We start from the raw sequence: 18,853 nt of genomic DNA on the forward strand, positions 1-18,853 counted from the left end.
GAATAATCATGGAGATCTGCACCGTGTTTCAAAACGTTGATGCCTATGCTGGCGATCCGATTCTGTCGCTGATGGAAACCTTCAAACAGGACCCGCGTGACCACAAGGTGAATCTGAGCATCGGCCTCTATTACAACGAAGCCGGCATCATTCCTCAGCTGCAGGCGGTGGCCGCCGCGGAAGAGCGTTTGCAGGCGCAGCCACATCAGGCTTCGCTCTATCTGCCAATGGAAGGGCTGGGTCCGTACCGTAACGCCATTGCGCCGCTGCTGTTTGGTAAAGAGCACCCGATGCTGCAGGCGGGGCGCATTGCTTCCATCCAGACGCTGGGCGGATCCGGCGCGCTGAAAGTGGGCGCAGATTTCCTGAAGCGTTACTTCCCGGACGCCAGCGTATGGGTCAGCGATCCGACATGGGAAAACCATGTGGCGATCTTTAACGGTGCCGGTTTTAACGTTAACACCTACCCGTGGTACGACGACGCCACCAACGGCGTGAAGTTCGATGCCTTCATCGCCAAACTGAAAACGCTGCCGAAGCAATCCATCGTGTTGCTGCATCCGTGCTGCCACAACCCGACCGGTGCGGATCTGACCAACGCGCAGTGGGATCAAACCGTTGAGGTCCTGAAAGCGCAGGAGCTGATTCCGTTCCTCGATATCGCCTACCAGGGCTTTGGTGCCGGTATGGAAGAGGACGCTTACGCGATTCGCGTGATTGCCGCGGCGGGCCTGCCGGCGCTGGTGAGCAACTCCTTCTCGAAAATCTTCTCGCTGTACGGTGAGCGCGTGGGCGGGCTGTCGATTGTCTGCGACAGCGCAGAAGAGTCGGCACGCGTGCTGGGTCAGCTGAAAGCGACCGTACGTCGCAACTACTCCAGCCCGCCGAACTTCGGTGCTCAGGTGGTTTCCTGCGTGCTGAACGACGAAGCGCTGCTGAACAACTGGCTGGCGGAAGTGGAAGCGATGCGCCTGCGCATCATCGAAATGCGCCAGGTGCTGGTCAATGTGCTGAACAGTAAACTGCCCGGCAAAAACTTTGATTATCTGCTGAAACAGCGCGGCATGTTCAGCTATACCGGCCTGAGCGCGCAGCAGGTGGACCGCCTGCGCGAAGAGTTCGGTGTGTACCTGATCGCCAGCGGCCGCATGTGTGTCGCCGGTCTCAACAGCCGTAACGTCAATCAGGTGGCCGAAGCCTTTGCTGCCGTAATGTAACCGACGCGGTGCCTGTCAGCCCGCGGCTGGCAGGCACTCGTTCAGCCATCCACACATTGTCTGTTCCCGCTGTACCTTCTGCCGCACCCCGCTTTTCCACGCTTCTCTTTGCCGGCGATGCTGGCTGACGGCCGCATTCCGCATGGGTATAACACCTTAACCCCGGGTAATCGGGACGGGTCTTGTGTGTTCCTGTTAGTGAGGGCGCTATTTTTTGCCGGCGCGCTTTGGCGCACTGCCAGAGCGCTCGCCAATCACAATAAGGAACCGCCCATGAGCTATTTCCCTTCCGCACTGAAACCCCTCTGCATTGCCATGACGCTGGCGCTCGCACTGCCTGCTGCGGCCGTTGAGCTGACGCGTGATAACGGCGCGCCGGTCGGCGATAACCAGAATTCACAAACTGCCGGCGCCAATGGCCCGGTGCTGTTACAGGACGTGCAGCTGATTCAAAAGCTGCAGCGTTTTGATCGTGAACGTATTCCGGAACGTGTGGTGCACGCACGTGGCACCGGCGCGCACGGTGAATTTCGCGCCAGCAAAGATATCAGCGATCTGACTATCGCTGAGGTGTTTAAACCGGGAACGGTGACGCCGGTCTTTGTGCGCTTCTCCAGCGTGGTGCACAGCAAGCATTCGCCGGAAACGCTGCGCGATCCGCGTGGTTTTGCCACCAAATTCTATACCAGCCAGGGCAACTGGGATCTGGTGGGCAACAACCTGCCGGTGTTCTTCATCCGCGATGCGATCAAGTTCCCTGATATGGTGCACGCGTTTAAACCGGATCCGCGCACTAACCTCGATAACGATGCGCGCACCTTCGATTTCTTCTCCCACGTGCCGGAAGCCACGCACGCGCTCACCATGCTGTTCTCCAACATGGGCACGCCGGCAACCTATCGCGAAATGGACGGTAACAGCGTGCACGCCTACAAATTTGTGAACAGCAAAGGCGAAGTGCACTACGTGAAGTTTCACTGGAAAACGTTACAGGGCGAACGCAACCTCGATCCGGCTGAATCGGCAGCGATCCAGGGGCGCAGCTACAGCCACATGACAGAAGATCTGGTGGCGGCGATTAACCGCAAAGCGTTTCCGAAGTGGGATCTTTACATTCAGACCATTAAAGCCAGCGAAGTGGATAAGTTCGATTTCAATCCGCTCGACTCCACCAAAATCTGGCCGAACGTGCCCGAGGTGAAAGTCGGGCAGATGGTGCTGAATCGCAACGTCGACAACTTCTTCCAGCAAACCGAGCAGGTGGCGATGGCCCCGTCCAACCTGGTGCCGGGCATTGAGCCGTCTGAAGATCGCCTGCTGCAGGGCCGCCTGTTCTCCTATGCTGATACCCAGCTGTACCGCGTGGGCACTAACGGCCTTAGCCTGCCGGTGAATGCGCCGCGCGTACCGGTCAGCAACGGCAATCAGGATGGCATGATGGACAGCGGTAATGCTGATGACAAGGGCGTCAATTATCAGCCCAGCCGCATCTATCCGCGTGAAGAGCTGCAAAGCGCGCGTTACAGCCATACGCCGCTTAGCGGCAGTACGCAGCAGGCGATGATCGCCAAACCGCAGAATTTCCGCCAGGCAGGGGAGCTGTATCGTTCCTTTAACGCGAAGGAGCGGGGCGATCTGATCACCTCGCTCGGTGGCGCGCTGAAAAGCGCCGACGCGCAAAGCCGGCTGGCGATGCTCTCGTTCTTTTATAAGGCCGATAGCGAGTACGGCACGCGTCTGGCGGCGGTAACGCAGGACGATATCACCACGGTAAAAGCGCTGGCTGACAAGCTGAGCGACTGATGCGCCGGCGGCAGAGCAAGCGCTCTGCCGCTTTTTCCCGCTGAAGGGTTTACCTTTCGCCGACATGCTGCACACTTAAGTAAACGGTTTAACCCAGGAATGTGGCATGTGGCAGCAACAAACTCTCACGCTGAGCGCGAAGGCGCGCGGCTTTCATCTGATCACCGACGAGATTGTCGGCCAGCTTAATGGCTTAACGGACCTGCGCATCGGCCAGCTGCATCTGCTGTTGCAGCACACCTCAGCGTCGCTGACGCTCAATGAAAATTGCGATCCTACGGTGCGCAGCGACATGGAGCAGCACTTTCTGCGGCACGTTCCAGAGGATGCGCCCTATCAGCACGACTATGAAGGCGCTGACGACATGCCGGCGCACATCAAATCGTCACTGCTTGGCGTATCGCTGCTGATCCCGGTCAGCCGCGGCAAACTGCTGCTCGGCACCTGGCAGGGGATCTGGCTGGGCGAACATCGGGTACACGGCGGCGCGCGGCGCATCGTCGCCACCTTACAAGGGGAATAAAACATGAACACGTCGGATTTACTGACCTACTGCATGAGCAAACCGGGCGCTTCACAAAGTTATAAAGATGAGTGGGACGCAACCCAGGTGAAAAGCGATGGCGTGCTGTTTGCCATGGTGCATGACGTTGAAGGGCGACCAGCGTTGTCGCTGAAGACCTCGCCCGCGCTGGCGGAGTTATTGCGCGATGAACACCACGATGTGTTTCCCAGTGAACATCTCAATAAGTCGCACTGGAGCACGCTGTGGCTGGATGGATCGCTGAAGGATTCGCAGATTTACTATCTGGTTGATGCATCGTGGCAACAGGCTGACGCCACGCGCGCGGCGGGCGTCAGCCATGATGATGAGACGCGCTGATTAAGCCGCAGACTCTTCACGCAGGGTGTTGATATCAATCACGAAGCGATACTTCACGTCGCTTTTCAGCATGCGCTCGTAGGCGTCGTTGATCTGGTTCATAGCGATCAGCTCGATATCCGAAGTGATACCGTGCTTGCCGCAGAAATCCAGCATTTCCTGGGTTTCGGCGATACCGCCAATCAGTGAACCGGCAATGCTGCGACGCTTGAGGATCAGGTTAAACACCTGCGGTGCCGGGTGATCGTGCTCCGGCGCGCCAACCAGCGTCATGTTGCCGTCGCGCTTCAGCAGGGCGATAAACGGGTTGAGATCGTGCTGCGCGGCGACGGTATTTAAGATGAAGTCGAAGCTGTTGGCGTGCTGCGCCATCTGGTCAGCATCTTTCGAAATCACCACTTCGTCAGCGCCGAGGCGTTTGCCATCTTCAATTTTTGACGGTGAGGTAGTGAACAGCACCACGTGCGCGCCCATCGCATGCGCGATCTTCACGCCCATATGGCCGAGGCCGCCCAGACCAACGATACCAACTTTTTTGCCGGGACCGACATTCCAGTGACGCAGCGGGGAATAGGTGGTGATACCGGCGCACAGCAGAGGCGCAACGCCCGCCAGATCGAGGTTTTCCGGTACGCGGAGCACAAAGCTTTCATCAACCACCATGCTGGTGGAGTAGCCGCCGTAGGTGATGGCGCCGGTTTCACGATCCTGGCCGTTGTAAGTGCCAACAAAGCCGTTTTCACAGTACTGCTCGAGTCCTTCCTGACAGCTTGGGCAGCTGCGGCAGGAGTCGACCATACAGCCGACGCCGACTAAATCGCCCACTTTATATTTGTGCGTGTGCGCGCCAACGGCGGTGACGCGACCCACGATTTCATGGCCTGGCACCACCGGGAATACGGTGTTGCGCCATTCGTTGCGCGCCTGGTGCAGGTCCGAGTGGCAGACGCCACAGTACAACACTTCAATCTGCACATCATGAGCGCGCAGTTCGCGCGGCTTATAATCGAACGGGGCGAGTTTGGCTTTCGCGTCCTGTGCGGCATAGGCATGCGTAATATTCATGGTGTCTCCAGTCAGATGTGTCGTGAGTATTTTTTGCGAGGGGTCCGTTCAGTGATGACACTGAAGGACAGAGGCGCGTCAGCGGCGCCAAAAAGGAACGCAGTAAGAATAGTCAGCGGGACGCGATGCGTATATGCCTGAAGTTGTCTGTTTCTTGCCTGTTTCTGCATTTGCTAAGGCATTCAGACAATGGCATCGGCTGGCGAGTAACCGGAGCGGTGAGCCGTGGCGAGATCAGAAAAAACGCGCCGCAACAGCGGGTGCGGCGCGTTAAACCTATTTTTTCAGCATCGGCTTGAGGAAGCGTGCAGTATGCGATTTTTCGCACTGTGCAACGGTTTCCGGCGTACCGGCCACCAGGATTTCACCACCGCCGCTGCCGCCTTCCGGACCGAGATCGACAATCCAGTCAGCGGTTTTGATCACGTCAAGGTTGTGCTCAATCACCACGATGGTATTGCCCTGATCGCGCAGCTGATGCAGCACTTCCAGCAGCTGCTGGATGTCGGCAAAATGCAGGCCGGTGGTCGGTTCATCGAGAATATACAGCGTCTGACCGGTACCGCGCTTCGACAGCTCACGCGCCAGCTTAACGCGCTGCGCTTCACCGCCGGACAACGTGGTTGCCGACTGGCCAAGACGAATATACGACAGGCCGACATCAATCAGCGTCTGCAGCTTACGCGCCAGCGCAGGTACCGCATCAAAGAACTCACGCGCCTCTTCGATTGTCATCTCCAGCACTTCGTGAATGCTCTTGCCTTTGTATTTAATCTCCAGCGTTTCGCGGTTATAGCGTTTGCCTTTGCACTGATCGCACGGCACATAAATGTCCGGCAGGAAGTGCATTTCGACCTTAATTACGCCGTCGCCCTGACAGGCTTCACAGCGGCCGCCGCGCACGTTAAAGCTGAAGCGGCCCGGATTGTAGCCGCGCGAACGCGCTTCCGGCACGCCGGCAAATAGTTCACGCACCGGGGTAAAAATCCCGGTGTAGGTGGCCGGGTTTGAGCGCGGCGTCCGGCCGATCGGGCTCTGATCGATGTCGATCACTTTATCGAAGTGCTCCAGCCCGGCGATCTCGCGATACGGCGCAGCTTCACCGCTGGTGGCACCATTCAACTGGCGCTGCGCAATCGGGAACAGCGTATCGTTAATCAGCGTTGATTTGCCGGAACCGGACACGCCGGTGATACAGGTAAACAGCCCAACCGGAACCGTCAGCGTGACATCCTTGAGGTTATTACCGCGTGCGCCGCTCAGTTTCAGTACTTTGGACGGATCGCCTTTCACCCGCTCTGCCGGCACCGCGATTTCACGCTTGCCGCTGAGGAACTGACCGGTGAGAGAATCTTCGTGCGCCATGATGGCATGCACATCGCCCTCGGCTACCACCTGGCCGCCGTGCACGCCAGCGCCCGGACCGATATCGATAATATGGTCAGCGGCGCGAATCGCGTCTTCATCATGCTCAACCACGATCACGGTATTACCGAGATCGCGCAGGTGAATCAGCGTCGACAGCAGGCGCTCGTTGTCGCGCTGATGCAGACCGATGGACGGTTCATCCAGTACGTACATGACGCCAACCAGACCGGCACCAATCTGGCTCGCCAGACGAATACGCTGTGCTTCACCGCCGGACAGTGTTTCCGCTGAACGCGACATCGACAGATAATTCAGGCCGACGTTGACCAGGAAGCTCAGACGGTCGCCAATTTCCTTCAGCACTTTCTCGGCGATTTTGGCGCGCTGGCCGCTCAGCTTCAGATTGCGGAAGAAGTCCATAGCGTGGCCGATGCTCATATCCGAGATGGTCGGCAGGTTGGTGTCTTCCACGAACACATGGCGCGCTTCACGACGCAGGCGCGTCCCTTCGCAGCTGGCGCAGGCGCGGTTGCTGATAAACTTCGCCAGCTCTTCGCGCACCGCGTTGGATTCCGTCTCTTTGTAGCGGCGCTCCATGTTATGCAGCACGCCTTCGAACGGATGACGACGCACCGAGGTATCGCCGCGATCGTTGATATATTTGAACTCAATGTTCTCTTTGCCGGAGCCGTACAGAATCACCTCGCGCGCTTTGTCGCTCAGGCTATTGAACGGCGCTTCGACATCGAAATCCAGATGTTCCGCCAGCGAGCGCAGCATCTGGAAATAGTAGAAGTTACGGCGATCCCAGCCGCGAATGGCGCCACCGGCCAGCGACAGCTCCGGATTTTGAACCACGCGATCGGGATCGAAATATTGCTGAACGCCGAGGCCGTCACAGGTCGGGCAGGCACCGGCCGGGTTGTTGAACGAGAACAGGCGCGGCTCCAGCTCACGCATGCTGTAACCGCACACCGGGCAGGCAAAATTGGCCGAGAACAGCATCTCTTCGGTATCGGGATCGTCCATATCCGCGACGATCGCCGTGCCGCCACTCAGTTCCAGCGTCGTTTCAAAGGATTCGGCCAGACGCGTCGCCAGATCGTCACGCACGCGGAAACGATCGATCACCACCTCAATGGTGTGTTTCTTCTGCAGCTCCAGCTTGGGTGGATCCGACAGATCGCACACTTCGCCATCAATACGTGCGCGGATGTAGCCCTGCGCCGCCAGATTTTCCAGCGTTTTGGTGTGCTCGCCTTTGCGATCTTTTACCACCGGCGCCAGCAGCATCAGGCGCCGACCCTCTTCCTGCGCCAGGACCTGATCGACCATCTGGCTGACGGTTTGTGCCGCCAGCGTGACGTTATGATCCGGACAGCGCGGCTCACCCACGCGGGCAAACAGCAGACGCAGATAGTCATGAATTTCAGTGATGGTGCCGACGGTCGAGCGCGGGTTGTGCGACGTCGATTTCTGCTCAATGGAAATGGCAGGCGACAGCCCCTCGATGTGGTCTACGTCCGGTTTCTCCATTAAGGAAAGAAACTGGCGCGCATAGGCAGAAAGCGATTCAACATAGCGGCGCTGGCCTTCGGCATACAGCGTATCAAACGCCAGCGAAGACTTACCGGAACCCGACAGACCGGTCACTACAATGAGCTTGTCGCGTGGGATGATCAGGTTGATATTCTTCAAATTATGGGTGCGAGCACCGCGGACTTCAATCTTATCCATTCACCTTTCCCGGATTAGGCAACGCTCGCCATGCCTTGCCAGCACGACCAGCAGAAACGCATCATTATGGCACAAAAAATAAACTGAATAAATATCCAGTGTTTTTGCTATCCTGTCACGGTCGAAAAACTGGAATCCCGCTCGAAAGTGGGAAGCGTCATTGTGACGTGATACAATTTTTCGCTTAGACTTTTAGCATCAACTCATCGGGAGACAGCAACATGGCCAGTCGTGGCGTAAACAAAGTGATTCTTGTCGGGAATCTGGGTCAGGATCCGGAAGTGCGCTACATGCCGAATGGTGGCGCGGTAGCCAACATTACGCTGGCCACGTCAGAGAGCTGGCGCGACAAGCAAACCGGTGAAAACAAAGAGATCACCGAATGGCACCGCGTCGTGCTGTTCGGCAAGCTGGCCGAAGTAGCCGGCGAATATCTGCGTAAAGGTTCGCAGGTCTACATTGAAGGCCAGCTGCGCACCCGTAAATGGCAGGACCAGAGCGGTCAGGACAAATACACCACCGAAGTGGTGGTGAACGTGGGCGGCACCATGCAGATGCTGGGTGGTCGTCAGCAGGGCGGCAACGGCGGTGGCGCACCCATGGGTGGCCAGGGCGGCGGCAACAATAACGGCTGGGGCCAGCCGCAGCAGCCACAGGGTGGGGGCAACCAGTTCAGCGGCGGCGCGCAGCAGCGTCCACAGCAGCAGAGCGCACCGGCGAACAACGAACCACCAATGGATTTCGACGACGATATCCCGTTCTGATTGGCGTACCGATCACCGCGTTATCCAGCCCTCGCTTCTGCGAGGGTTTTTTATGTCCTGATAAGCCGGCGATCAAACATAAACGGTAACGCTTTCACACCCGGCAGATAGTCACTAAATGCAGGATGGAGAGGGTTCAGGATGGCGTTGTTTTCCATCGGGATAATCGTGGAAGGTAGCATCAGCGCGGCACCTTCAGCGGATTGCAGCCAGCCGGTGCCGAGATCCATTGTCGACAGTGGCGCTGGATCATGACGCCAGTCCGGCGGTAAAAATGCTTCAGCAAGATAGGCAACTTCAGCATCCGGGATGTCGATACTGAATAAGGTGTACTCATCCAGCACCGACTCTCTTCCGATATGGACCAGCACTTCCAGTGCTGCGAGTGACACCGACGTGGCAACATAAACGGTGGGATAGCCTTTATGATTCCAGCGTCCACCATACTGTTTTGCCCCATAACCGGACCAGGCTTCAGCCGCATACTGGCTCTTCGTCAGCCGATAAAAAATCACGAGAAAACACCGTGCTCCAGACGGCCGATCAGATCGAGCACATCCAGCGCACCGCTCTCCGTCGTCAGTAAGGTGATGGGCGCAACATTGCCTAACCCTTTCACCGGTCGGCTCAGCCACTGGGTGGCCTCTTCTTTATTACCAGCAAAAAGCTGAACGGCGGCATCCATCACGCGGACGAAGCGGGCGACACGTTCACTCTCGTCGGGTGACAGACTTTTACCCGTGCTTTTACGACGGGCAATGTTGCGTTCATTAATCCCTGTGACCTTCATGATTTCGGCACGCGTCATGGCCGACCAGTGACGGATATCATCAATGACGGCCACCGGCAAACCGGCTTCCAGCATACGCGTTAACTCAATACCACGTGGAGGCAGGCCTGCAACCCGCCACAGCGCGTTGTCATTGGCTCCAGGCTGAGGAACATAAGCTCGCATCTGAAAAACTCCATGCAGACAAGTGTCATGCTCTATTATTGACACTTGTCAGATTATTTCAATAGCGCAACCCTTAATGCGCGCGCCACTCCCGCAGTAATTCTTCCGTGGTTTTAACCCGCACCGGTTTGCCCGGCATGATCAAATCCGCCCACACTTCGTTGTGCTGATTAATCAGCTGCTGCGCCGACACATAAGTGCGATCGGCGGTGGTGTGGGCGTCGGCCGCCACGGTGATGTGATAGCCAAGGCTGGCCCCGACTTTGATGGTGGTATCGACGCAATAATCGGTGGCGCAGCCGCAAATGACAAAGCTTTCAATCTGATGCTGTTCAAGCTGCGCCGCGAGCCCGGTTTGCCAGAAGCTGTCGCAGGCGGTTTTGGTGATGTAAAGCGCGCCGGCGGGTTGTTCCAGTTCGGCGACTATGTGCCAGTCTGCGGAGTCAACGGCTATATCCGGCCCGCTATGCTGAATAAAAATGACCTGATCGGCGGCGGCCATCAGCTGATTAATGCGCGCGCAGCGTCCGGCGCGGTCGTAACGCGGCGTTGCCAGCACGCCATTTTGCATATCCACTACCATTACCACCCGTTGTGCCATTGTCGCCTCCTTTATAGGTCAGGCCCCAGTGTCGCGCTGAAGGGGTAGGCGCGTAAAGCGATTGGGCTTTGCTTTTTTTGTGCGCGCCGCGCATGCTTACTGCCTGATAGCGTATGGAGGTGTGTGGTGACGGTGGTTCCCGAAGTCTTTCCCTGTGAGCAGGATCGTGCGCAGTTTCAGCACTTTGCTGAGCTGCCGGGCATTGAGCTTTATCAGGCGCACATCTCCCGCTACGCTTTTGAGCCCCATACCCACGAAGCCTTCGGGATTGGCACCATTGAATCCGGCGCGCAGCGCTTTCGCTACCGCGGCACCAATTATGTCGCGCCGGTGCATTCGCTGGTGATGATGAATCCCGATGAACTGCACACCGGTGAATCGGCCTGCGCCGAAGGCTGGCGTTATCGCATGATCTATATCGATCCGGCGGAGATGGATCGGCTGACCGGCGATCGCAACTGGTGGTTCAGCGATGCGCTGCGCACCGATGCGCGCCTGGCACAACCTTTCTCCCACGCGCTGGCACAGATGTGGCAGGCGCAAAGTGCGCTGGAGCGGCAGGGCGCGCTGCTGGATCTGCTGGAGTGGCTGCGTCCGCTGGCGCAGCAGGGCGTCGCGCGGCCGCGCGAAGGCGCCCACCGCTTTGATGTGGTAAAAGCCTGGCTGCGTGATAACCTGGCAGAACCGGTGCGGCTGGAAGAGCTGGCGGCGCTGGTATCGCTGTCGCCGTGGCATTTTCTGCGCAGTTTCAAACAACACTTTCACGTCACTCCCCATCAAATGCTGATGGCCTTCCGCCTGTTCGAGGCCAAGCAGCGGCTGGCGCAGGGCGAGAGCGCCGCCAGCGTGGCGGCGGCGGTTGGCCTCACCGACCAGGCGCATCTGACGCGGGCGTTTGCCCATCGCTACGGCATTACGCCGGGACGCTATCAAAAGCAGGTGTTCAGCGGACGTTAACCGCAATCTGCTACAAGCCTTTCACCTTTTCCTGCGCCACACTGTGGCGGATTAAAGATAAAGGAAAGGTGTATGTTTGCAGGAATAGTGTTTGCCCTCGCGGCGGGGCTGATGTGGGGCATGATTTTTGTCGGGCCGCTGCTGATACCCGATTATCCGGGCACGTTGCAATCGGCGGGTCGCTATGTTGCCTTTGGTCTGGTGGTGCTGCCGCTGGCGTGGCTCAGCCGGCGCCGGCTAAAACAGCTGACGCGCCCGGACTGGACGGAGGCGGTGAAGCTGTCGCTGGTGGGCAATCTGCTCTATTACGCCTGCCTCGCCAGCGCGATTCAGCGCACCGGCGCACCGGTCTCCACCATGATCATCGGCACGCTGCCGGTGGTGATCACCGTCACCGCTAACCTCTGTTACGGCCATCTCGAAGGGCGCCTGCCATGGCGCCGGCTGATGCCCGCGCTGGTCATCATTGCTGCCGGTCTGGGCTGCGTTAACGCGGCGGAACTGCACGGGCAGGGGCCGGCATTTGAACTCTGGGGCTACCTGAGTGGCCTGCTGCTGGCGGTGCTGGCAGTGGTGTGCTGGACCTGGTATCCGTTGCGCAATGCGCGCTGGCTGCGCGAACATCCTCAGCACAAACCGTCGAGCTGGGCCACCGCGCAGGGACTGGTGACATTGCCGCTGGCGCTGGTGTTTTATGGGCTGGTGAGCCTGCAGATTCACTGGCAGCAGCCCGATTTCGCTTTACCGTTCGGCCCGCAGCCGGCGCGCTTTATCTGGCTGATGCTGGCGATTGGTTTGTTCTGCTCATGGCTGGCGGCGCTGTGCTGGAATGCCGCCAGTCAGCGTTTGCCAACGGTAGTGATGGGGCCGCTCATCGTATTCGAAACGCTCTCTGGCCTGCTGTGGACCTTTATTTACCGCCAGAGCTGGCCACCGCTGCTCACCAGCATCGGTATCGGCTGTCTGATTGTTGGCGTGATCTATGCCATGCGCATTAAACCGCAGCGGCTGACCGCACTTTCTTAACTCTGCCTCGCTGCTGAGTCATCCACTCAGCAGCGCTTTCCCCTGATATTTTAGGAATTTGACCAGCCGATAATTCCGCCTCAGTGACCTGATGCTGGCCGGCACGCGCATGCTATATAACCGACCAGCGCTACGGCCGCCCGGTTTTCATTCTCTTCCGCTATAAAACTCTCTGCCGTCAGCACGGTAAAAGGTCGACTTTCGCTGCCTTATAGCGTTCCGGTGGGATAAAAAAAGCGCATATCGGGCAACAATTCGCCGGTTTAGCGCGTAAAAAACTCTTCGCCAGTCGGATTTTTACCCGGCTGTGGCACTGAAATACCAGCGTGAGAAGCCACCTTAGCCTTAAGCGTTACCGGCATTGTTAAGAATGATTCCCAACAGCTGCCAGAAAAAAAGATTAAAGATGACGATGGATTTAAGCACAGTATTTACCGTGGATAACCGTTTTCGGCATTATAGTTTAAACATCATAACGTTTTTGAACCGGAGTATTCCTGGTGTGGTTTAAGAGTTAGCCGACTAGCGCTGATCGTCAAAGCGATCATAAACGCAGCGGCCAGATCCAGTTTAAAACTGAGCCAATGTGTGTGAGCGGTTACACCGTGTTGTTCATTAACGCTTAACAGAATTGTCTGTGATCAGGTCTGATTATTAGTAATCGTGAAGTAATAGACTAAGCACCAATCTCACCAAAATGAGATTGGGCTAAGTCTAAATGGCTTGAAACGCGAGGCTTTTGCTGGTGTGAATCAATTTTACCGCAAAAAAGGAAGTGATTCCGTGATGGCATTCATCAGGAAAAAGTGGTTCGAATTGTTATGTAGCGAATGCCGAATTTAATGATCTTCATCTCTTCTGGTAAGAACAAATCTCAGCATTAAGTCATATAACATCGGCCTCAATGGTATTAGCGATTATCGGAACCGGAAGGGTAATGATAAACGCTACGGCTAATATCCAGTAAACGACAGCTGCGACGGGTACCGATGTCGAAAGTGGTTTGCAGGAAGTTGACCGCCTGACGCTTTTCATTCGTAGTGAAGAAGTTTTTCAGCACGCTTTGCAGCATCTCCTTGTCGGAGCTCAGGGTCTGCAGTTCGCGCGTAAGGTTCTGCAGTTTATCCTCCAACTCCTTGATTTTTCTACCCTCCTCTGAAGAAAGTCCGGAGAACTTCTTCTTCCAGCTATAGAAGGTGGCCTCGGAAATGCCCAGCTCCTCACAAATCTCCCTGACTTTCACTCCCGTTTCAGAAGCTTTAATGGCATTTGTGATTTGCTCTTCGCTATATCGTGACTTTCTCATAAATGCTCTTACCTTTCTTATCAATTAGTGGATGAGAATTACTGTATTAATATCTGGTACTGCAAAAACGGTATTAATGCAGTATTAAAGTGCGCGATTAGAATTGCGAGGGTTAAATTAAGTTATTTAGAATAAATATCATCATGGGATAAATCTTATTTTATTCTGAATGCCATTGAACGCCTTCCTGGTGCTGGGTTTTTGATATAGATTCATTCCATCCCAAATGTAGAAAAATACGACAATCATTGGAAATTCGGCATAGCCTGCTTGCAAAAAACTCAGGATATGCCTGTGAACTTTTGTCCTGAATTCGGGTTGAAATCGTTTACATCCATCGGGCTTCGCACCAGGTTTAATCGGAATTTTCCTGAATTTAATCGCTAAACTCTGACGCGAGTCTCATTTTTCGGACCAGCCTGGTTTGAAGTTATTAAATTGTGTCAGGCCCACTGAGCGCTAGTTAATTCATTTCAAGGACGTTGTACCGAAAAGCAGTTGCTGTACGTAATACTAAGGACCAGTCAATGAAATTGAGCGTAATGTCTAATGCCGCCTGGATGATGTCTGAGAAGATCGTCTCGGTATTCGGCGTCATATTTGTGACCTCCTACGTGGCAAAATCCTTTGGCCCAACGGTGTTTGGCCAAATGGCATTTTCGACCTCGCTGTTCTCCATGGTGCAAACCGTGGCGATTTTTGGTACCGAAACCATCCTGTTCAAGCGCATCAGCAAAAGTGCGCCGAAAGGCCTGCGGTTAATGGCCGTGGCGCGGACCATGCGCCTGGTGCTGCTGTTGCTGACATCAATCCCGGTGTTGATTTGGGTCTGGTACAACATGCAGGAAAACTTCCTTGCGTTTGCACTGGCCTCGTTTATCTCGTCGGTGTTTGTTACCCAGGACACCTTCAGCGTTTATAACAATGCGCGGCTGGCGTCACGGCTCAATACCATTGCCAACTCGGCCGGCTTGCTGCTGGGCTTTGCCATGAGCTTCACCATCGCCTGGCTGCACCTCAATCCACTGTGGCTCACCGCCTCGATTGTGGCCGTCACGCTGGTGCCGTACGCCATCAAGCGCGTCAATTTCTATCGCGAACATCAGGATCTGGCGCCGCCGCAGGACAAGCGCACCACCTACCTGCGCTACCTGATGTATGCCGGCCTGCCGCTGGCTATCTCCAGCATCTTTATCTCGGTGCAGGTGAAAGCCGCACAGATGTTCCTCGCGGGCATCGCCTCAGCGCGCGACCTTGGCCTGTTCGCCGCCGCGAATACCATTTCGGCTTCCTGGATTTTTATCCCGGTTGCCATCATCACTTCCTGCTTCTCGGAGATTTTCCGCGAGCGTGGAGCAGCCGCGATCAAGCTCACCGCGCGGCTGAACGGCTATGTCATGGGAGTTTCATTGCTGTTATTAGCGGTGATCGCCTTGTACGGCGAAAAAATCATCATCGCTTTATATGGTCACGAGTACACACAGTCCGGAAGTCTCATTACGTTACTGTCGTTAGCAACCTGCTTTTCGGCAATGGGGACCGTCGCTTATCGCTACATGGTGAAAGAGGGCGGGTTTAACTATCTGTTGAAGAAGATCATTTGTCTGATGGTCATCAGCCTGCCGCTGTCGTGGTGGCTGATCCAGGGCTACGGCATCATGGGTGCCGCCTGGAGCGTCTTCATCACGGAGTTACTGTCCCTGACCGTAATGAATTACTTCTTCAAAAACGGCGTCATCCAAAAAATTCAGGTTTCCTCACTCAACTACAAAACCTACAAATGAGGTCAGATATGATCAGGTTGAAAGACGAACTCAGAAGAAGCGTACAGTATTTCATCAAAAAGATGCCCTGGGCTTACCAGGATCGCATCTACTACTTTCACAAATTCCGTAAGCTGCCGAACCTGCGTCAGCCGAAGGTGTTCAATGAGAAAGTGCTGTATCGCAAATTCGTCTACGGCGACTACCAGTGCTATGGCCGCCTGTCGGACAAATTTTCGGTGCGTGAGTACATTGCCGAAAAGGTGGGCAGTGAGTATCTGATTCCGCTGGTTTATGAGACCAGCGATCCGCACTCACTGCATACGCTGCCGAGCTGGAAGAACACGGTTATCAAGCCGAATCACGGCTCCAACATGGTCGAGATCCTGCTGGAAGAACCGGATGCGCTGAAAAAACAGCAGATTATCAGCGACTGCCAGCGCTGGCTGAAGACCGATTTCGCCAACGAGGCGCGCGAGATTCACTATCGCTATATTAAGCCGCGCATTCTGGTGGAGAAGTACATCGGCGATGGCAAAACCGCGCCCATCGATTACAAGTTTCACATGTTCAACAAGCGCGACGGCAATTTTGAATATGTGCTGCAGGTGATCTACAACCGCTGTAATCCGCTGCTGTCGATGAACTTTTACGTCAACAATCTTAACGAGGCGTATCACAAAATCCGTGATACCGGGCTGGATGTGTCACCGCTGCTGCCACAGCTGCAGCACGCGCTGGCACTGAGTAAAACGCTGGCCAGCGATTTCGATTATGTGCGTGTGGACTGGTATATCGATGGCGAACAGATCTACTTCGGTGAGCTGACGTTCACGCCAGGCGCCGGGCTGGTCACCGGGTTGGATCGGGGGCTTAATCAGATGATGGGTGATATGTGGATTCAGGATCGTCGCGATACGCAGAGATCGGACGTCACGGTGCCGGAAGTACCACTTCCAGCCGTATTGAAGAAAATTTGAAATCACACAGCAAAATAAAAAACCCCGCTTAGCGGGGTTTTTTATGCGCCGCGTTTACGGCATTGGCCAGTCGGCTGGTGTCTGGCTCATCACCTGAATAAACGCTTCTTTGGTGATGGACATAAAGTTATGCACGTTTTCCATGCTCAGCGTAATGCCGAGCAGACCGGTAACGAACCAGCATGACATCGCTACGCCCACGCCGCCGCACATCAGCGCCATCACGTGGTGGCTGTTCTGCCGCAATTTAATTTTCATGGTGCTGGCGAAGAACATCATTAGCGCGCTGAGCAGTTCCCAACGCATGACGATCAGACTGGTAGTTAACGTAGCCATCGGCGAAAAACCTCTTGAGATCAGTAATATCCCTGACATTCATCGGACATCACTGGCGGCAGAAAAGGGAGGTCAGGGAAGCCCTTCTGTCGTCTTAATACAGCTCGAATCTGTGACTTGGGTCACATTATATCACTGGATTTGAAAATTTGAACAAAATTTAGACCTGGTATGGCACGCTAAGAAAGGGCTGGAGGAAGGTGAAGAGGAGGGGAAAGGCGCGCCCGCGCGGGGCGCACTGACTTCAGCGTACCGGGCAGCACTCGCCGGTGGTGCGCTGGGCAAAGCTGTTCATGCCTTCGCTGCAGTCAAAGTTGACCAGACGCGGACGCTGCACCATCGCCTGGCGACGCATGCTGTGACGATAAGCGGTAGGGGTTTGCGAGAACTGACGGCGGAACACGCGCGAAAAGGTCTGCTGCGAGTCGTAGCCGTACTGCATCGCAATGTCGAATACCGGACGCTGCGTCTGACGCAAGGCTTCGGCGGCCAGCGTGAGACGGCGTTCACGAATATAACCACCCAGCGTTTGTTTCGTAACCGTACGGAACATACGCTGCAGGTGCCATTTCGAGTAACCCGATTTTGCCGCCACTTCATCAATCGACAATGTTTTATCCAGATTCTGATCGATCCAGTTAGTCAGTGAATGGATGATTTCCTGTTGCATCATAGCCTGTTCCTTCTGCAAGGTTATCGCCTGGTTTGAAATTCGCTGTTTTGCTGGGGTGCGAGTATAATTCCTCAAGTTAACTTGAGGTAAAGGCCCTAAATGAAAAAAGAACGCAATTACCCGAAACCGGTGCTGACGCCGGGCGAAGTGGCGAAACGCAGCGGCGTGGCGGTATCGGCACTGCACTTTTATGAAAGTAAAGGCTTGATCAGCAGCACGCGCAATGGCGGTAATCAGCGCCGCTACAGCCGTGATGTGCTGCGCCGCGTGGCGATTATCAAAATTGCGCAGCGCATCGGGATTCCGCTGGCGACGGTCAGCGACAGCCTGATGCACGTGCCGGCGAATAAGCGCATGTCGACGCAGGAGTGGGACGCGCTGACGCAGCACTGGCGCGAAGAGCTTGATAAACGCATCGAAACCCTGACGCGTCTGCGCAACGATCTTGACGGCTGCATTGGTTGCGGCTGCCTGTCGATGCGCGACTGTCCGCTGCGCAATCCGGGTGACCGCCTGGGGCAGCAGGGCTCCGGAGCGGTCCTGCTCGATCCGCAACAGGACGAGCCGCAGCGTTAATCCGCTATACTAGATGCCAACCCTTAGCAGCAAGGAATCGCGCATGATTACCGTTCACCATCTGGAAAACTCCCGTTCTCATCGGGTGCTGTGGCTGCTGGAAGAGCTGGCGGTGCCGTATCAAATCAAACGCTATCAGCGGGAAAATACCCTGCTGGCGCCGGACGAATTAAAGAAAGTGCATCCGCTGGGTAAATCGCCGGTGATTACCGATGGCAATCGGGTGATCGCCGAATCGGGCGCCATCCTCGAATATCTGCAGCTGAAATACGACAGCGAGCATCTGCTGGCGCTGCATGAGGAAGAGGAGCAAATTCAGGCGCGCTACTGGCTGCACTATGCTGAAGGTTCGCTGATGCCGCTGCTGGTGATGAAGCTGGTGTTTGCGCAACTGGGCAAAAAGCCGGTGCCATGGCTGCTGCGCCCGGCCGGCGTGGCGCTGAGTAAAGGCATTCAGAAAGCGTGGCTGAACAAGCAGCTGGCGCTCCACGGGCGCGTGATTGAGCAGCATCTGAGCCAGCAGCGCTTTTTTGCCGGTTCACGCTTCAGCATTGCCGATGTGCAGATGAGTTTTCCGCTGCTGGCGTTGCAGATGCGCGGCGCGCTGGGTGAGATGCCCGCCACGGCGCGCTGGCTGGAGAATATGCAGCAGCGCGCCGCGTGGCAGCGCGCGCTGGAGCAGGGCGGCCCGATTCAGTTCAATAACGGCTGAGGCGCAGCGGTAACGCAACGAAACAGGACGCCGCGACGCGCTGTCGCGGCACCGCAGCAAACCATCTGAAATGCCAGCCTTTTTCCTCCATGATTTCCTGCTCCCGCTAGCGTAACGCCAGCCATAATGGC

At 55.9% G+C, this 18,853-nt stretch carries 19 protein-coding genes; 11 read left to right on the forward strand and 8 right to left on the reverse strand.

Annotated elements, in window-relative coordinates:
* Window positions 1-23: 23 nt before the first annotated feature.
* From F3J41_RS20260 to F3J41_RS20275, 4 genes are all read left to right on the forward strand, one after another.
* Window positions 24-1,217 (forward strand): amino acid aminotransferase, encoded by a 1,194-nt coding sequence (locus tag F3J41_RS20260; protein ID WP_031279758.1) that lies wholly within the window; start codon window positions 24-26, stop codon window positions 1,215-1,217.
* Window positions 1,218-1,532: 315 nt separating this feature from the next.
* Entirely contained in the window at window positions 1,533-3,020 is a 1,488-nt protein-coding gene (locus F3J41_RS20265; protein WP_371815516.1) for a catalase, read from the forward strand.
* A 106-nt stretch (window positions 3,021-3,126) separates the two neighbouring features.
* The gene (locus F3J41_RS20270) at window positions 3,127-3,543 is read left to right on the forward strand and encodes a secondary thiamine-phosphate synthase enzyme YjbQ (RefSeq protein ID WP_021507846.1); all 417 of its coding nucleotides are present in this window, start codon (window positions 3,127-3,129) and stop codon (window positions 3,541-3,543) included.
* 3 nt (window positions 3,544-3,546) lie between these two features.
* Window positions 3,547-3,903: an MmcQ/YjbR family DNA-binding protein gene (locus F3J41_RS20275; protein WP_021507845.1), complete on the forward strand. Its 357-nt coding sequence runs from the start codon at window positions 3,547-3,549 to the stop codon at window positions 3,901-3,903.
* Here F3J41_RS20275 and F3J41_RS20280 read toward each other — a convergent pair whose 3' ends face one another.
* Window positions 3,904-4,968 (reverse strand): NAD(P)-dependent alcohol dehydrogenase, encoded by a 1,065-nt coding sequence (locus F3J41_RS20280; protein WP_104187843.1) that lies wholly within the window; start codon window positions 4,966-4,968, stop codon window positions 3,904-3,906.
* 276 nt (window positions 4,969-5,244) lie between these two features.
* Window positions 5,245-8,073, reverse strand: coding sequence for an excinuclease ABC subunit UvrA (gene uvrA, locus F3J41_RS20285; RefSeq protein ID WP_021507843.1), 2,829 nt, complete (start codon window positions 8,071-8,073; stop codon window positions 5,245-5,247).
* A gap of 221 nt (window positions 8,074-8,294) precedes the next feature.
* Here uvrA and ssb1 point away from each other — a divergent pair, with 221 nt between their 5' ends.
* Complete coding sequence (gene ssb1 / locus F3J41_RS20290; protein ID WP_021507842.1) at window positions 8,295-8,837, forward strand: single-stranded DNA-binding protein SSB1; 543 nt, start codon at window positions 8,295-8,297, stop codon at window positions 8,835-8,837.
* Between the two features lie 50 nt (window positions 8,838-8,887).
* On the opposite strand, the gene F3J41_RS20295 is transcribed toward ssb1, so the two are convergent.
* The 3 genes from F3J41_RS20295 to F3J41_RS20305 all read right to left on the reverse strand — a co-directional run bounded on the left by F3J41_RS20295 (window position 8,888) and on the right by F3J41_RS20305 (window position 10,393).
* Entirely contained in the window at window positions 8,888-9,352 is a 465-nt protein-coding gene (locus F3J41_RS20295; protein WP_058774932.1) for an RES family NAD+ phosphorylase, read from the reverse strand.
* On the reverse strand, window positions 9,349-9,792 hold the full coding sequence (locus tag F3J41_RS20300) for an antitoxin Xre/MbcA/ParS toxin-binding domain-containing protein (protein ID WP_058774931.1): 444 nt from the start codon (window positions 9,790-9,792) through the stop codon (window positions 9,349-9,351). Before F3J41_RS20300 ends, F3J41_RS20295 begins: the two co-directional genes overlap by 4 nt.
* A gap of 73 nt (window positions 9,793-9,865) precedes the next feature.
* Entirely contained in the window at window positions 9,866-10,393 is a 528-nt protein-coding gene (locus tag F3J41_RS20305; protein ID WP_166712218.1) for an isochorismatase family protein, read from the reverse strand.
* A 126-nt stretch (window positions 10,394-10,519) separates the two neighbouring features.
* On the opposite strand from F3J41_RS20305, the gene F3J41_RS20310 reads away from it, so the two are divergent.
* Window positions 10,520-11,350 (forward strand): AraC family transcriptional regulator, encoded by an 831-nt coding sequence (locus F3J41_RS20310; protein WP_058757554.1) that lies wholly within the window; start codon window positions 10,520-10,522, stop codon window positions 11,348-11,350.
* Window positions 11,351-11,422: 72 nt separating this feature from the next.
* Window positions 11,423-12,376 (forward strand): DMT family transporter, encoded by a 954-nt coding sequence (locus F3J41_RS20315; protein WP_166712220.1) that lies wholly within the window; start codon window positions 11,423-11,425, stop codon window positions 12,374-12,376.
* Window positions 12,377-13,286: 910 nt separating this feature from the next.
* Here F3J41_RS20315 and F3J41_RS20320 read toward each other — a convergent pair.
* Window positions 13,287-13,682 carry a transposase gene (locus tag F3J41_RS20320; protein ID WP_031279757.1) on the reverse strand — a complete coding sequence of 132 codons (396 nt, stop codon included), beginning with the start codon at window positions 13,680-13,682 and terminating at the stop codon, window positions 13,287-13,289.
* A gap of 527 nt (window positions 13,683-14,209) precedes the next feature.
* On the opposite strand from F3J41_RS20320, the gene F3J41_RS20325 reads away from it, so the two are divergent.
* The gene (locus F3J41_RS20325; RefSeq protein WP_058757552.1) at window positions 14,210-15,466 is read left to right on the forward strand and encodes a polysaccharide biosynthesis C-terminal domain-containing protein; all 1,257 of its coding nucleotides are present in this window, start codon (window positions 14,210-14,212) and stop codon (window positions 15,464-15,466) included.
* An 8-nt stretch (window positions 15,467-15,474) separates the two neighbouring features.
* Window positions 15,475-16,425, forward strand: coding sequence for an ATP-grasp fold amidoligase family protein (locus F3J41_RS20330; RefSeq protein WP_031279756.1), 951 nt, complete (start codon window positions 15,475-15,477; stop codon window positions 16,423-16,425).
* Between the two features lie 54 nt (window positions 16,426-16,479).
* Here the strand turns inward: F3J41_RS20330 and F3J41_RS20335 are convergent, their stop codons facing one another.
* Together F3J41_RS20335 and soxS are read right to left on the reverse strand one after the other, a co-directional pair.
* A complete protein-coding gene (locus F3J41_RS20335) occupies window positions 16,480-16,761 on the reverse strand; it encodes a YjcB family protein (RefSeq protein ID WP_058770027.1) in 282 nt (93 codons plus the stop codon).
* 244 nt (window positions 16,762-17,005) lie between these two features.
* Window positions 17,006-17,434 (reverse strand): superoxide response transcriptional regulator SoxS, encoded by a 429-nt coding sequence (gene soxS / locus F3J41_RS20340; protein WP_058757551.1) that lies wholly within the window; start codon window positions 17,432-17,434, stop codon window positions 17,006-17,008.
* A 99-nt stretch (window positions 17,435-17,533) separates the two neighbouring features.
* On the opposite strand from soxS, the gene soxR reads away from it, so the two are divergent.
* Entirely contained in the window at window positions 17,534-18,010 is a 477-nt protein-coding gene (gene soxR, locus F3J41_RS20345; RefSeq protein ID WP_021507832.1) for a redox-sensitive transcriptional activator SoxR, read from the forward strand.
* A gap of 43 nt (window positions 18,011-18,053) precedes the next feature.
* Complete coding sequence (locus tag F3J41_RS20350; protein ID WP_021507831.1) at window positions 18,054-18,722, forward strand: glutathione S-transferase family protein; 669 nt, start codon at window positions 18,054-18,056, stop codon at window positions 18,720-18,722.
* Window positions 18,723-18,853: the final 131 nt, after the last annotated feature.

The sequence above is a fragment of the Pantoea sp. Ap-870 genome (assembly GCF_011752515.1).
Lineage (GTDB): Bacteria > Pseudomonadota > Gammaproteobacteria > Enterobacterales > Enterobacteriaceae > Pantoea > Pantoea dispersa.